Origin of the sequence: Catenibacterium sp. co_0103 (genome assembly GCF_004168205.1) — a bacterium.
Lineage (GTDB): Bacteria > Bacillota_I > Bacilli_A > Erysipelotrichales > Coprobacillaceae > Catenibacterium > Catenibacterium mitsuoka_A.
This window is the reverse complement of sequence record NZ_RCYB01000053.1, coordinates 1-14,574: the sequence shown is the minus strand read 5'-3', so window position 1 is coordinate 14,574 and position 14,574 is coordinate 1. Positions and strand designations below refer to the sequence as shown.

The following is a 14,574-nucleotide window of genomic DNA, read 5'->3' as shown; positions in this document are numbered from 1 at the left end:
AGAGTTTTGGGGGATTTGAGTTTGGTTATATATTTGTGTCCGCGCAACGAAGGCGCGGGGAAATGGAGGAAATTATGAAAGAGGAAGAACTGAAACTATTAGAAAATGAATTCTGTTTAGGGTGTGCAAGAAGCTGTGATCTACTTCATCCAAATTGTGAAAGAGGTCTTGTGAAGATGCAGGAAATATTGGAGGAATATAAAAAGAGAGATGATTAGTCTCTCTTTTAGAATGCAGCTAATAAGCCATATGATAATGAACCAACAATAAGTGTCGCAAGTAAGATACCTAAGAAGATAGCTGTAATAGCCTTCTTAAAGTCCATATCAAGTAATGCAGCCACTAAAGAACCTGTCCATGCACCTGTACCTGGTAATGGAATACCTACGAATAATAAGAGTCCTAAGAATTCACCATTACTCATGTTCTTACTCTTGTTCATAGCACGGTTTTCTAGTTTTTCAATTAATGGTCTAGAGAAGTTAAACTTCTTAAGCCATTTAAATATACGTTTAATAAATAATAAAATAAATGGAATTGGTAAGATATTTCCTAGAATACATAGAGGTACTGCATAACGAATATCTACTTTTAATAATGCTGATGCAATTAATCCTCCACGACATTCAAGGATAGGAACTAAAGATACAATAAATACTGCAAGCTTAGATGAAATGTATTTACCTAATGTTCCTGCAAACCATAATGCGATTGATTCCATATTTATCCTCCTTGATTAACAGGATTAATCATACATGAAGGTTATTATAAAGTCAATTTCTTCTTCCATATATCGACTAAATCACTTAATCTGTAACGGGCATTGGCAGGAGAAGAGGAAGGTAGAAGTATAGCCTTTATACCTGTTTCTTTTTCCTGGTACTTCTTATAAAGTTTTAAAGATGTTCCACCGTTACAATATATCCTCTTGATATTTGTACCTTGTATTAAAGTTTTAATATCGTTAGGTACAACATCCTTAATAGAGGCATCACTGCTTCCTGTAATAGTACATGAATGAATAATATCCCATATCGCAATATGGTGTTCCAACAACATCTTTTTCTTATCTTCTATTGTTTCATAGTCTGTTTGTGTGATTGTACCAATAATCTTCCAAAATCTATTTTGAGGATGTCCATAATAGAAAGAAATTTTCCTTGATTTAACTGAAGGGAAACTTCCTAATATTAATACTTCACATTGTTCATCTATGATTGGTTCTAATGGATGTTCAATCATACTTTTCTCTTTCCGTTCACAAATCCTGTACATGAACTTAAAAATGAGCGTGGTAGGAATCTTGCTGCAATATTTAATAAGTATCCTGATATACCCGTGAACTGAACTAAACGATTATCAAATAAACCTTGTATACCTATTTCCGCAACAGCCTCTGCAGACTGTGGTTTAAATAACTTAAACATAGGAGACTGACCTAAGTTGGCTACATCCATAAATCCTGTCTTGGTAGGACCGGGACATAAACATGATACTTCTACATTATAGTCTTTCAGTTCATAGTCAATAGATTCACTAAAAGATAATACAAAAGCTTTCGTTGCATAATAAGTAGACATATAAGGTCCTGCACAAAGTCCGGCAATAGAAGCCACATTCAATATACGGCCTTTCTTTCTACGTTTCATTGACTGACCAAATACATAAGTCATCTGCATTAAAGCCACTATATTCAATAAAACCATCTTCTTCTGTTTTTCCCATGATGAATCATGAAATGCACCATGATCTCCAAAACCTGCATTATTGACTAGAATATCAATACTTATATCATCAAGTACTAAATTATTATATAGATCTACGGCAGCATCTTCTCCTGTAAGATCCATCGCAATCACTTTGATCTGTACATCATATTCAGATAATTCTGCTTTCACTGCTTCTAGTTTTTCTCTATGACGTGCAACAAGTACAAGATCATATCCTTTTCTCGCAAATACACGTGCACATGCTTTCCCTATTCCATTAGAAGCACCTGTAATTAATACTGTCTGTGACATCTTTTTCATCCCTTTCTACCATCATACTTTATCTTGACATTTTGTCAAATAAGCTATCTTTACTTATACTCTCCATACCTAACATGACTTCATCAATATAATTATCAATATAAATCAAATGAGGCATATCACTCATCTTAAATATCTTTAATAGTTCTTCTTCTACATAATGTTCATCAATACTTTGAGCACATATTACAATAGCTTCAGGATTCAACATTCCAATAATATTCTGTAATTCTAAAACAAGTCTTTTACTTCTACCTTTCATAGATCTTCTATTCTTGTAATCTTCATGATTTATAACATGCAAGAAACAAGTTTGTCCAGCAATAGAACTCTTTCCTTCTACAAGATGTCCATTAATAACTATTCCTAAACGTGAATCACCCTTTGAATCTAATAAGACTATAGAATCATATTGCATATGCTTAATATAAGCGCCTATAGCCCCCATATATACATTATTTTCTATTAATATACGCTGTTTATAACGATTCTTTATATTTATATCTATATCACTATCAGGTAATGAAAGACATATTGTATGTACCTGTGCATTCAACATCTCATCTATAAAAGAACATAATACTTCATAATCTAGTTTAGATACATCTTTTCTTCTTTCTTTCATCTTCTCACTATAGAGATTATAAAGACGTCCTATAACTGTTATTGTCTTATCATGCTTATAAGCATATATACATAATGTTTGTGAAAACTCTCCATTGACTTGATAGCCCATACTTGGTCTTCCACCAGTAGATTCTCTATATCCTTCTTTAATTACAAGATTACTTTTCAACATCTCTTCTAAAAGACTATCAATCGTAGATAAAGATAAACCAGTATAGAATACTAATTCATTCTTTGTACACCCTCCTTGTTTTACTAACGACTGAATAATCTTAACAACATTCTTTTTTCTAACACCCCTTATTTCATTCATACTTGTCCTCCAGTAAGCGCTTACCTTATTAATAAAAATAGAAAGAGAATCCTTAACGATTCTCCTTGATTCTAATCTTTCTTTTAACAAAAGAAACTAATGTGATAAAACCAAATAAAATAGCTGTGAATACTACTAATGCGATCACATAAGAAAAAGATGACTTCTCTTCTTTTTTAACCTTCTTATTCTCGTTTTTATTCTTTTTCTTAGTCTTAGTCTTTTTTACAGGTTCTTCCTGTTTTTGCGTTTCTGTAGTAGTGTCTTCATTTTTCTTTACTTCTACTCGTATTGATACTTTACGTGTAGACTGATATAACTTACCATAAACTGTATATTTACCTGCTTCATTAAAAATCTGATTATCCCAGATAATCTTGACCTTTTTACTTGTCTTATTAGAATAACTAACAGTCGCATATTGTGGTAATTGTGCTTCTACTCCTGTAGTTGTATAAACAACTGCAGGAACACTTACACTTGTAACAGATGCATACTTTACATGAACTGTCTGTGTAATAGTCTGATCATAAATATGACCATTTAAAGAAAATGTATGTACATACTTTAAAGCATTATTATCATAATTATCCCAGCGTATGATTTCATTTGATTGATCTCCATTAGACCATGTTACAGAAGCTGTTGCAGGTAAAGAGAGTGCTTCTCCTATAGTCACTGTTTTATTAGCTAATTCATTAATATGTGTTATTTTAGCTGCTTCTACATTCACTATACAGCTAGTGGTTACCTGTAAATCCGCAATAGAGCCTGTGACAGTAAATTGACTCGCATTTCTTGTCTTATATAAGCTTTCATCAAATGTATTCCAGTCAATATTATATTCCTTCTCACTACCATCATAGAAGGTTACCTTCGCCTTTAATGGGAGTGTTGGTGCTTCTCCAGAAGCAGTTGTCACTTTACCATCATAGCTGACATTGACTACATGATTATCTGCATAAACTGGGCTTATAAAAAACAAAGACATCAATAAAACTATGAATATCTTTCTCATTTATTTCACCTCTTATATCTATCTTATGCTTAATTCAAATAATAGTAAAGATTAATACTACGAATTAACCTAATGCGACATCTAGAACCATCATCAAAGTAAATCCTACTGAGAATAATAATACACCTAAATGTGAATGTTCTCCCTGACTCATTTCAGGAATTAATTCTTCTACTACAACATACATCATAGCACCTGCTGCAAAACTAAGCAGATAAGGCATCACTGAGATAATATAACTTGATAATAAGACTGTAATAAAACCTCCGATAGGTTCTACAATACCTGACAATGTACCATACATAAAAGACTTCAATCGAGACGCTCCTGTACTTCTTAAAGGCATGGATACAATTGCGCCTTCAGGAAAGTTCTGTATTGCGATACCTATTGATAAAGCAAGTGCTCCCATGGCAGTTATTCCTTTATTACCTGATAAATAAGACGCATAGACAACACCTACTGCCATACCTTCAGGAATATTGTGAATAGTGACTGCAAGTACTAACTTGATCGTTTGAGACAAGTGACTACGTGGTCCTTCCTGACTATGATCTAAATGCATATGAGGAATCAAATGATCAAGTAATAATAAGAATAGTATACCTAACCAAAATCCTATAAGTGCAGGAATAAAGGTAGAAGATTGATCAAGTGATGGAATGATTAAACTCCAGATAGAGGCAGCCACCATTACACCTGCCGCAAATCCAGTGAGTGCTTTTTGTATATTTAAACTTAATTCTTTTTTCATAAAGAACACACAGGCTGCACCTAGTGTTGTTCCTATAAAGGGTATAATTAAAACCATATGAACACCTCCCTTACTCATACTACATAAATCAATTAGTTAATTCAAACTATGTGATAAAGAAAAAAGATAAGCATGGGGAACACTTATCTTCTTTCTTGTATTTACACTTATACTTTGTAGTCTAACGAAGGGAAGGGATTGCTTGACTACGATACATATAATACTTAATGAATGTGTTAAGATTATAATTCGATTATGTCAAATTGTGTGAATCCTTATTTCCAAACAAATACATATCATCTATAGGAATGATATTTCTCATATATTGTGTGAGATCTATTTCTTTAAGAATGACTTCTCCTACAATAGATACATTATAGTTGTATTCATTTCCGTCTTCATCAATTAACTGAATACGCCACCAATCACGATTTGTAGAAGATGGATGATTAGAAGATTCAAGAAAGAATTCTTTTAATAGTTCTAAGAGTGTTTCAGCTTTTTCTTGTCCTATATTTACTCTTTTACGTCTAATAATTCTTCTAGAATTGAATCCATCTCCGTAATTGTATCCAGTAAACCAGATGTGTCCATCACGCATAATGGTTAAACGCTGACTGACTTCTACACAAGCATCCGGTTTTACTCCACGTCCTTTCGCATCTGAATAAAGTATGATTTTAGATAATCTCATGATGAACTCCTCCTTCAATACATTTATTATAATTAATCACAATAAATGTATCAAACATTACAACTATTTTGAGAAAAATAATTATATGAAGAGTAATCCAATAGTATGTACGATAAAGGCACAAATCCAGGCAATAACACACTGGAAAACCACAATCTTTACAGCCCATGGACCACCTAGTTCTCTTCTAATAGAAGCGATAGCTGCCACGCAAGGTGTATATAATAAACAGAATATTAAGAGTGATAGTGCACCTAGAGGTGTAAGTATTGTCATTAAAGATTCTGTTCCTTTAAATAATACTGAGAGTGTAGAAACAACACTTTCTTTAGCCATAAATCCTGCAATAAGTGATGTAGAAATTCTCCAATCACCAAAACCTAAAGGTTTGAAGATTGGCGCAATGAATCCTGCCACCATCGCTAGAATACTATCCTGTGAATTAGAAACTAAATCTAGTCTTAAATTAAAACTCTGTAAGAACCAAATGACAATAGAAGCGATAAAGATAATACCAAAGGCTCTTTGTAAGAAATCCTTGGCTTTTTCCCATAATAACTGGAAAGTAGTTTTTGCACTTGGCATACGGTAATTAGGAAGTTCCATCACAAATGGAACAGCTTCACCCTTAAATAAAAAACGCTTAGAAATAAGAGCTGTAATAATTCCCATCACAATGCCAAAGATATATAAGCCTACCATGACAAGTCCAGCTTGTTTAGGGAAGAATGCAGCTGCAAAGAATGCATAGATTGGAAGCTTTGCAGTACAACTCATAAATGGTGTCAACATGATTGTCATCTTACGGTCACGTTCTGAAGGGAGTGTACGGCTGGCCATAACACTTGGCACAGAACATCCAAATCCAATCAACATTGGCACAATACTTCTTCCTGATAAACCAATCTTTCTGAGTAGTTTATCACTTACAAAGGCAACACGCGCCATATATCCTGTATCTTCTAATAATGATAAGAAGAAGAATAAAATAACGATAATAGGTAAGAAACTAATAATAGAACCAACACCCTGGAATACACCATCAATAACTAATGAATGTAATACTGGATTAATATTCCAAGCAGTGAGTCCTTTATCTACAACCTGAGTCAAAGCATCAACACCCATTTCCATAAGTGACTGTCCCCAGGCACCAAATACATTAAATGTTAAAAAGAATACGAGTCCCATAATAACGATAAAAGCTGGAACACCTGTATATTTACCAGTTAGAATCTGGTCTATCTTACGGCTTCTTTCTCTTTCTTTACTTTCATGTGGTTTAACCACTGTTTCTTTAACTAATTTATTAATAAAGGTAAAACGCATATCCGCAATAGCGGCAGTACGGTCTAATCCTCTTTCTTCTTCCATCTGTGAAATGATATGTTCAATCATTTCTTTTTCATTAGTATCAAGGTCTAGAGCTGCTTCTACTCTTTCATCACCTTCTACTAGTTTATTAGCCGCAAAACGTAATGGAATACCTGCTCTTTGTGCATGGTCTTCAATTAAATGCATGATGGCATGTAAGCATCTATGTACTGCACCACCTTCATCATTTTCATCACAGAAATCCTGTCTTAAAGGTGCTTCTTGATATTTTGCTACATGGATGGCATGATTTACTAATTCATCAATACCTTCATTCTTAGCAGCAGAAATAGGAACAACTGGAATTCCCAATAGTTCTTCCATCTTATTTAGATGAACATAACCACCATTACCTCTTACTTCATCCATCATATTCAGTGCTAGAACCATTGGTACATCTAGTTCCATTAACTGCATAGTGAGATATAGGTTTCTTTCTATATTTGTCGCATCTACGATGTTGATGATTCCTTTAGGTTTTTCATTTAAGATATACTGTCTAGATACTAATTCTTCACTTGTATAAGGAGATAAAGAATAAATACCTGGTAAATCAGTCACAAGTGTTTCTGGATGTCCTTTAATAGACCCGCTCTTTCTATCAACAGTCACACCAGGGAAGTTCCCTACATGTTGATTAGAACCTGTTAATTGATTAAATAATGTAGTTTTACCACAGTTCTGGTTACCTGCTAACGCAAAGGTAATCTGTGTTCCTTCTGATAAAGGATGTTCAGTCTCTTTATCATGATATTTACCACCTTCACCGAGTCCTGGATGAATATGGTGTTGAATAGGCGGAATAGGTGTATGATCTTCTACACCTTTAGAAGTCATATCTATTCCAATCTTTTTCGCATCATCTAAACGTAATGTTAGCTCATAGCCATGAATACGTAATTCCATTGGATCACCCATTGGGGCGAATTTTTCCAATGTCACAACAGAACCTGGTATTAAACCCATATCTAGGAAATGTTGTCTTAATGCCCCAGAGCCCCCTACATAAGTCACTGTAGCACTTTCACCAATCTTTAACTCATCTAGAGTCATAAAACCCCCTCCTTCATATTCTCTCAACAAGTATAGCACAAAAAAGCTTCCTTAAGTGGAAGCCTTCAAGTATTTTGTAGGTATAATCTTTGTAAGATAGATATTGTTTTCTGAGAGATAGAACTTGTATCCATCTTCATACATCTGTTTAGTATCAATAGTAAAGACATATGGTTCCCCGTGTCTTGAACCAACCGTCATTGCGGTTTCTATATCTTGAGATAAGTGAACATATATACGTGTCTGACTTAATATACCTTTTTCTAGAATAGAAGGTACAAAACGAGTTGCTGTACCATGATAAAGAATATCAGGTGGCTGTACTTCTTTCAAATCTACATTCACAGGAATAGAATGTCCTTGATTCGCACGTATTCTTGTATGATCTCCATTATATGAATAGCGCTGTTTCTCATCTTCTCTCACAATCATATCTAAGTCTTCTATTGTGATGTTTAATGCTTCTAATATCTTTTGCACATCACCATAAGCATGTTCATCAAGTTTAATACCTATACTTTCTGGACGATGTCTCAAAATATAACTTAAACGTCTGCTTTTTCGCTCCATAATGATTTCTCTAATACTTTTCCAAGAGCCTCAAATAATTCCTGTTCCTTGTCTCCAAAACGACCTAAACTATTAGAATCTACATCCAATACCGCAATCACTTTACCTTCTTCATCATGTAAAGGAACTACAATTTCAGACTTTGCTTCTGCATCACAGGCAATATAGCCTGGGAATGTCGTCACATCTTCAATAAGAATTGTCTGATCTCCCTGTACACATACACCACAGGCCCCTTTACCTACTTTAATATGTGTACATGCTATTTTACCCTGGAAAGGACCTAAAACAAGTTCCCCAGCTCTCATCATATAAAAACCTACCCAGCTTAAATCATCAATTGCATCCATGAGTAACGCACTTGCATTAGACAAGTTAGTCACAAACCATTCATTTGGTGAAATAAGTTCTTCTAATTGTTTTATTAATAACTCCATTATTAGTCCCCCTGTGTATATTCCTCATAAGACACAATCGCATTGATTGGTTTTCTCTTATCATGCATTGGTCCAGGTACACAATCTTCTCTTGGATAACCAATAGGTAAGATCATCACTGGTACATAGTTTTCAGGAATATTAAACTGTTTGATTAACTCCTTATAATCAAAAGAACCTACATAAGTAGACCCTAATCCTAAATCAAAGAGTTTAAGCATCATATATGTAGCAACAATAGACACATCTACTTCACCACATTCTCTATTATGCATATCCTTCCATGATACTGTCTTATCATAACATAAAATCATTGCGAGAGGTGCATGGAAATGATATCTAGTACATTCCTTTAGTTTTGCAAGATTATCTGGATCTTCTACTACAAGAATTCTTTGTGGCTGATAATTAACAGCTGTAGGTGCTATTCTTGCAGCTTCTAATATTTTATCTATTTTTTCTTTTTCTACCTTCTGATTAGAGAACTTTCTAACAGAATATCTTTCTTCTAACAACTGATCAAATTCCATAAGTTTGACCTCCTTATAAAACTATTATATAAGAAATACTCTTCTAGATAAATAAAAAGCGGTCGAATGACCGCTTCAATTCATTATTCTGCAGGTTTTACAGATACTCCGAATTTCTTTTCAATCCATTTCTTAGTGCTATCACTCTTTAAGATTTCAACAAGTTTCTTAATTGCTTTATTGTCTTTATTTGATTCTTTTACAGCGATGACATTCTGGTAAGTCTTTGCAGCTTCAGAACTTGAATCTTCAGAAGTGATGATCTTATCAGTCACTTTTGCATCTAATGCATAGTTACCATTGATGATACCGAAATCAACATCAGGTAATTTAGAAGCCACCTGTGCAGCATCTACTTCTACTAATTCAACTTTTTTGTTGTAAGATTCTACATCCTTCTTAGTTGCGTTTACACCTGCATTCTTATCTAATGTAATAACACCATTGTCTGCAAGTAATAATAAAGCTCTTGCTTCATTAGTTGCATCATTAGGAATTGCAATCTTAGCACCATCTTTGATATCAGATACTGCTTTATATTTAGTTGAATATAATCCTAAAGGTTCAAAGTGGATTGCACCAACTGATACTAGATATCCATCATCACCCTTCTTATAACCTTTGTCTTTGTTGTAAGAAGTTAGGTATGGCTGATGCTGGAAGAAGTTTGCATCTAATGAACCATCTGAAGTAGATGGGTTGATGTTAGGATAATCTGAGAATTCCTTAATCTTTAATTTATATCCTGCTTTTTCAAATTCTGGCTGGACATGCTTTAAGATAATAGCATGAGGTGAAGTTGTAGCCCCTACTGTAATAGTTTTAGAATCTGACTTACTTCCACATCCTGCTAATGAGAAAGCTAAAAGACCTGCTGTAAATACTTTTAAAATGTTTTTGTTCATAATATTTTCCTCCAATGTATATAAATTAATGTGATGTTTTTTCTACGAGTTTGTCACCAATTGCCTGAACAATTGAAATTAAAATAAGAATTAAGATAATAACGACGAATGTGATATCTCCCATTGATCTCTGTAGACCATATCTGATCGCCATATCACCAAGTCCGCCTGCGCCAACAGAACCAACAATCGCAATCTGTCCGACTAACGCAATAAATGAAATTGTAAGACCTCTGATCATCCCTGGAATATTTTCTCTTAGATAAACATCAAAGATGATTTCTTTTGTACTGAGTCCCATCGCAATACTTGCTTCAATGATTCCTGGATCAATTTCCATAATGGCTGATTCCATCTGTCTTGCGACAAATGGTGCTGTTCCTATAACTAGAGGAACAAGTGCACCTTCGATACCAATTGTTGTACCAAATAAAGCACGAGAGAGTACAGCTACAGTAGGAATTAAGATAATAAATGGAATAGATCTAAATAAGTTAATAATCTTATCTAAGATCCAGAAAACTGGTTGATTTTCTTTTAAACCATCTTTTCTAGTGACTACTACAATAACTGCTAATAAGATTCCAATAACCACTGAGATTAAACCACTGATTACCAACATTAATAATGTATCAATAATAGCTTGTGGAAAATCTGAAGCAAACTCTATAACGTTTGGAAATAGCTTAGTTACCACGTTTAATCACCTCCACTTTAACTCCCTGTTGTTTTGTGAATTCTAATGCTTTCTTGATATCTACATCTTCACCTGTAAAGATTGTAATAAGTGTACCAATTGGCTGTCCCTGGATAATTTCTACATTCCCAAAGATAATAGAACAATCTACACTGTAATCTCTTGATAATACTGAAATTAATGCGACATCTGTATTAGAACTCTGATACTGTAATTTCACCATCTGCTGGTTTTCATTTAACTGTGTAATACGATGATTGTCTTTGATCAATTCATCAATCTTATTAAGATTGTTTGTAGTAGCGATAAAGTTCTTAGTAATTTGATGCTGTGGATTAGAGAAGATATCAACAATACTGCCCTGTTCTACCACACGACCATCTTCCATGACTGCCACCTTATCACATACTTCCTTGACTACAGCCATTTCATGAGTAATTAAAATAACTGTTAAGCCAAATTCTTTATTTACTTTCTTAATAAGTTGAAGAATACTTTGTGTTGTCTGAGGGTCTAAAGCACTTGTGGCTTCATCACATAGAAGTACTTTAGGATTGTTGGCAAGCGCTCTTGCGATTGCAACTCTTTGTTTCTGTCCTCCAGATAACTGACTTGGATAAGAATCTTTTCTTTCTACCAAATCGATAAGTTCGAGTAATTCTAAGACTCTCTTTTGAATCTTATCTTTACTCCAGCCTAGATGTTTTAATGGAAAAGCGATATTATCGTAGATAGTACGACTGTTGTAAAGATTAAAGTGCTGGAAGATCATTCCAATCTTTTCTCTTTCTTTTCTTAAATCTGCATCTGATAGTTTTAATAAATCTTTATCCCCAAATACAACAGCACCGCTATCAGGTTTTTCTAATAGGTTGATACATCTTACTAATGTAGATTTACCAGCCCCTGAGAAACCAATAATACCGTAGATTTCCCCTTCTTCAATATTCAGACTGACATCCTTGACAGCATGGACATCGCCATCTTTAGTTTTAAAAGTCTTTGTAACATGTTCTAAGTGGATCATGTTCTCTCTCCTTCCCTTAAATAAAAAACGTTCTCATCCATATAATAGGACGAGAACGTAATGTTTCGTGTTACCACCTAAATGCATTATTAAGTCACCTTAATAACCTCTTCGAGTACATGCATACTCTATCGCTGTAACGGGCGCTCCCGTCATGACTTACATTTCAGCCATGCAACTCCAAGACCATCTTCCTATAACTTCCCTTTATTCCTTCTCAGCTAACGGAACTCTCTGTATAAGTTTCATTACAGTACTCTTCTTTTCACTGTCTTTTCTTGATGTGGTTTCATCTTAGCACCACATAAAAAGCACGTCAACACAAAACACGATAATATCTATTATTTTAGTAGGATTATAGTTTTATAAAATAGGGTACCATAGTTTTAGACTATATCAGTGTGTAAAAAAAGGATCTGTATTTCTACAGACCCTTATCTATAGCATCATGAATAATATCAGCATGATCAAAGGCAAGATCATTCATACCTATATTGATATCACCACATCTTAAATGTGTTTCATCGACAATAGTGAACCATTTTGCTTCTTTGGCATCATCACCAGCTTCTGGATGAATACTATTCTTATCTACATCTGCATAAAATGCGGTAGATACAACCCATCCACGAGGATCTCTTCCCGGCTGACTATAAACACCTACAAGCTTCATAGACACACCTTCTATACCTGTCTCTTCTTTAAGTTCTCTTGAAGCCGTCTTTTCAATCGGTTCATTCTTATTAGCGAAGCCACCAGGCAGTGCCCATTTACCTATATAAGGATGTCCACCACGTTTAACCAATAGAATCTCTGTCACATCAGAATGAGCAAAGATACAAATATCAGCTGTCAGTGAAGGTTTAGGATATTTATCAGGATTATAGCTTTTTAAAAATTCTTCTTCTGTAAGACCGTTCTTATCTCTACACATTAGAAATCAACTTCTGTATCGTAGTAGCAAGCCTTTAATAAGTTTTCCATTTCTTCCTGAGTTGGAATACGTGGGTTAGAACCTGTACATGCATCAGCAATAGCGTTCTTAGCGATTTCTGGTAATCTTTCTAAGAATACATCTTCAGGTACAAATCCAACTTCAGCTGGTAAACCATCAGCACCATAGTGGTTGATACTATGTGGGATATTTAATGCATCATTCATACCTCTTAAGTATTTAATTAATAATGCAACCTTTTCATCATCATTTTCTCCACCTAAGTGCATGTAATCAGCAATTACACCATAACGTTTCTTAGCTGTTTCATCTTTAGCGTTATAAGCAATAACCTTTGGTAAGTACATAGCATTAGCTGCACCATGGATAATATGTCCACCCTGGTCTACGAAAGCAGCACCAGTCTTATGAGCCATTGAATGTACGATACCTAATAATGCGTTAGAGAATGACATACCTGCTAAGCACTGTGCATCATGCATATCATCTCTGCAGCTCATATCACCATTATATGATTTAACTAAGTTAGCCTGGATCATTTCAATTGCATGAATAGCAAGTGGATCAGTGTAGTTACAGTTTGCAGTAGATACATATGCTTCAATTGCATGAGTCATAGCATCCATACCTGTATGAGCAACTAATTTAACTGGCATAGTTTCAGCTAAGTCAGGATCTACGATAGCAACATCTGGAGTGATTTCAAAGTCAGCGATCGGATATTTAATACCTTTATCATAATCAGTAATGATTGAGAAAGCTGTAACTTCAGTTGCAGTACCACTTGTAGATGGAATTGCACAGAAATGAGCTTTCTTTCTTAACTTTGGAATACCAAATACTTTACACATTTCTTCGAATGTGATTTCTGGATATTCATATTTAATCCACATAGCTTTTGCAGCATCAATAGGTGAACCTCCACCCATAGCTACGATCCAGTCAGGCTTGAATTCTTCCATAACTGCAGCACCTTTCATAACTGTAGTTACTGATGGATCTGGTTCGATACCTTCATATAATTTAACTTCCATACCAGCTTCTTCAAGATATTTAACAGCTCTATCTAAGAAGCCATTTCTCTTCATGCTTCCGCCACCTACACAGATAATAGCTTTCTTACCTTCTAAGTTCTTAAGGTTTTCTAAGGCACCTTTGCCATGATATAAATCTCTTGGTAATGTAAATCTCATATTATATTTTCCTCCTATACAATACCTTTGATGACTAACTTTTCATCTAGTGAAAATTTTATCATAAACGCTTACATTAGTCAATGTTACAAAGGTATTTACAGTTTAAAAAATACAATGCATATCTTTAGTTTTTGCGATAATAAAGCCATTATTTAGACTTCACAAAAATTAAAAAAAACAATTTTTGAATACCCACAAACCACAGGTTAGTGAAAATTAAATTTCATAAGCACCGATTAAACGGCGTTCATGAAGCTGAACCGGACACATGAATTTCCCATCTGTTCTATAATTAGATTAGAAATTAGATGGAGGTATAATCATATGTCAAACAAAGTATTAAAGCCTAAGAAAGCTTCTCTTTATCAGTTCACTCAGAAATATTCCAACAATA

General features: G+C 34.3%; 17 protein-coding genes and 1 other annotated feature. Of the genes, 1 reads left to right on the top strand and 16 read right to left on the bottom strand.

Annotated elements, in window-relative coordinates; translation table 11 throughout:
* A partial coding sequence (locus EAI80_RS13410) for a hypothetical protein (protein WP_202981951.1) occupies window positions 1-218 on the top strand: 218 nt, incomplete at its 5' end.
* An 8-nt stretch (window positions 219-226) separates the two neighbouring features.
* On the opposite strand, the gene EAI80_RS09050 is transcribed toward EAI80_RS13410, so the two are convergent.
* The 16 genes from EAI80_RS09050 to EAI80_RS08975 all read right to left on the bottom strand — a co-directional run bounded on the left by EAI80_RS09050 (window position 227) and on the right by EAI80_RS08975 (window position 14,177).
* Complete coding sequence (locus EAI80_RS09050; RefSeq protein WP_022425509.1) at window positions 227-721, bottom strand: small multi-drug export protein; 495 nt, start codon at window positions 719-721, stop codon at window positions 227-229.
* 44 nt (window positions 722-765) lie between these two features.
* A complete protein-coding gene (locus EAI80_RS09045; protein WP_129981760.1) occupies window positions 766-1,242 on the bottom strand; it encodes a DNA-deoxyinosine glycosylase in 477 nt (158 codons plus the stop codon).
* On the bottom strand, window positions 1,239-2,030 hold the full coding sequence (locus EAI80_RS09040; protein WP_238634544.1) for an SDR family oxidoreductase: 792 nt from the start codon (window positions 2,028-2,030) through the stop codon (window positions 1,239-1,241). Before EAI80_RS09040 ends, EAI80_RS09045 begins: the two co-directional genes overlap by 4 nt.
* Before the next feature lie 19 nt (window positions 2,031-2,049).
* Entirely contained in the window at window positions 2,050-2,970 is a 921-nt protein-coding gene (locus tag EAI80_RS09035) for a hypothetical protein (protein ID WP_129981759.1), read from the bottom strand.
* Window positions 2,971-3,022: 52 nt separating this feature from the next.
* Window positions 3,023-3,988 carry an Ig-like domain-containing protein gene (locus tag EAI80_RS09030; protein WP_129981758.1) on the bottom strand — a complete coding sequence of 322 codons (966 nt, stop codon included), beginning with the start codon at window positions 3,986-3,988 and terminating at the stop codon, window positions 3,023-3,025.
* A gap of 64 nt (window positions 3,989-4,052) precedes the next feature.
* Entirely contained in the window at window positions 4,053-4,799 is a 747-nt protein-coding gene (locus EAI80_RS09025) for a ZIP family metal transporter (RefSeq protein WP_238634542.1), read from the bottom strand.
* A gap of 196 nt (window positions 4,800-4,995) precedes the next feature.
* Window positions 4,996-5,436 (bottom strand): hypothetical protein, encoded by a 441-nt coding sequence (locus EAI80_RS09020; RefSeq protein ID WP_129981756.1) that lies wholly within the window; start codon window positions 5,434-5,436, stop codon window positions 4,996-4,998.
* Window positions 5,437-5,517: 81 nt separating this feature from the next.
* A complete protein-coding gene (feoB, locus tag EAI80_RS09015) occupies window positions 5,518-7,863 on the bottom strand; it encodes a ferrous iron transport protein B (RefSeq protein ID WP_129981755.1) in 2,346 nt (781 codons plus the stop codon).
* A 51-nt stretch (window positions 7,864-7,914) separates the two neighbouring features.
* Window positions 7,915-8,433 carry an RNA 2'-phosphotransferase gene (locus tag EAI80_RS09010; RefSeq protein WP_129981754.1) on the bottom strand — a complete coding sequence of 173 codons (519 nt, stop codon included), beginning with the start codon at window positions 8,431-8,433 and terminating at the stop codon, window positions 7,915-7,917.
* Window positions 8,409-8,870, bottom strand: a complete 462-nt coding sequence (locus EAI80_RS09005; RefSeq protein WP_129981753.1) for a GAF domain-containing protein — start codon at window positions 8,868-8,870, stop codon at window positions 8,409-8,411. Before EAI80_RS09005 ends, EAI80_RS09010 begins: the two co-directional genes overlap by 25 nt.
* A gap of 2 nt (window positions 8,871-8,872) precedes the next feature.
* On the bottom strand, window positions 8,873-9,400 hold the full coding sequence (locus tag EAI80_RS09000; RefSeq protein ID WP_129981752.1) for a nitroreductase family protein: 528 nt from the start codon (window positions 9,398-9,400) through the stop codon (window positions 8,873-8,875).
* An 83-nt stretch (window positions 9,401-9,483) separates the two neighbouring features.
* Window positions 9,484-10,305 carry a MetQ/NlpA family ABC transporter substrate-binding protein gene (locus EAI80_RS08995; RefSeq protein ID WP_129981751.1) on the bottom strand — a complete coding sequence of 274 codons (822 nt, stop codon included), beginning with the start codon at window positions 10,303-10,305 and terminating at the stop codon, window positions 9,484-9,486.
* A gap of 25 nt (window positions 10,306-10,330) precedes the next feature.
* Entirely contained in the window at window positions 10,331-11,002 is a 672-nt protein-coding gene (locus EAI80_RS08990; RefSeq protein ID WP_129981750.1) for a methionine ABC transporter permease, read from the bottom strand.
* Window positions 10,992-12,029 (bottom strand): methionine ABC transporter ATP-binding protein, encoded by a 1,038-nt coding sequence (locus EAI80_RS08985; RefSeq protein ID WP_129981749.1) that lies wholly within the window; start codon window positions 12,027-12,029, stop codon window positions 10,992-10,994. Before EAI80_RS08985 ends, EAI80_RS08990 begins: the two co-directional genes overlap by 11 nt.
* 42 nt (window positions 12,030-12,071) lie before the next feature.
* Window positions 12,072-12,307 (bottom strand) — a binding site (T-box leader).
* Window positions 12,308-12,453: 146 nt separating this feature from the next.
* Complete coding sequence (locus EAI80_RS08980) at window positions 12,454-12,963, bottom strand: NUDIX hydrolase (protein ID WP_129981748.1); 510 nt, start codon at window positions 12,961-12,963, stop codon at window positions 12,454-12,456.
* Window positions 12,963-14,177, bottom strand: a complete 1,215-nt coding sequence (locus tag EAI80_RS08975; RefSeq protein ID WP_129981747.1) for an iron-containing alcohol dehydrogenase — start codon at window positions 14,175-14,177, stop codon at window positions 12,963-12,965. Before EAI80_RS08975 ends, EAI80_RS08980 begins: the two co-directional genes overlap by 1 nt.
* Between the last annotated feature and the right edge of the window lie 397 nt (window positions 14,178-14,574).

Coding starts and splice junctions, on each gene's coding strand:
- EAI80_RS09050 (WP_022425509.1), bottom strand. CDS start 721: ATGGAATCAATCGCATTATGGTTTGCAGGAACATTAGGTAAATACATT.
- EAI80_RS09005 (WP_129981753.1), bottom strand. CDS start 8,870: ATGGAGTTATTAATAAAACAATTAGAAGAACTTATTTCACCAAATGAA.
- EAI80_RS08975 (WP_129981747.1), bottom strand. CDS start 14,177: ATGAGATTTACATTACCAAGAGATTTATATCATGGCAAAGGTGCCTTA.
- EAI80_RS09030 (WP_129981758.1), bottom strand. CDS start 3,988: ATGAGAAAGATATTCATAGTTTTATTGATGTCTTTGTTTTTTATAAGC.
- EAI80_RS09025 (WP_238634542.1), bottom strand. CDS start 4,799: ATGGTTTTAATTATACCCTTTATAGGAACAACACTAGGTGCAGCCTGT.
- EAI80_RS08985 (WP_129981749.1), bottom strand. CDS start 12,029: ATGATCCACTTAGAACATGTTACAAAGACTTTTAAAACTAAAGATGGC.
- EAI80_RS09035 (WP_129981759.1), bottom strand. CDS start 2,970: ATGAATGAAATAAGGGGTGTTAGAAAAAAGAATGTTGTTAAGATTATT.
- EAI80_RS09045 (WP_129981760.1), bottom strand. CDS start 1,242: ATGATTGAACATCCATTAGAACCAATCATAGATGAACAATGTGAAGTA.
- EAI80_RS09020 (WP_129981756.1), bottom strand. CDS start 5,436: ATGAGATTATCTAAAATCATACTTTATTCAGATGCGAAAGGACGTGGA.
- EAI80_RS09010 (WP_129981754.1), bottom strand. CDS start 8,433: ATGGAGCGAAAAAGCAGACGTTTAAGTTATATTTTGAGACATCGTCCA.
- EAI80_RS08995 (WP_129981751.1), bottom strand. CDS start 10,305: ATGAACAAAAACATTTTAAAAGTATTTACAGCAGGTCTTTTAGCTTTC.
- EAI80_RS08980 (WP_129981748.1), bottom strand. CDS start 12,963: ATGTGTAGAGATAAGAACGGTCTTACAGAAGAAGAATTTTTAAAAAGC.
- EAI80_RS09000 (WP_129981752.1), bottom strand. CDS start 9,400: ATGGAATTTGATCAGTTGTTAGAAGAAAGATATTCTGTTAGAAAGTTC.
- EAI80_RS09040 (WP_238634544.1), bottom strand. CDS start 2,030: ATGAAAAAGATGTCACAGACAGTATTAATTACAGGTGCTTCTAATGGA.
- feoB (WP_129981755.1), bottom strand. CDS start 7,863: ATGACTCTAGATGAGTTAAAGATTGGTGAAAGTGCTACAGTGACTTAT.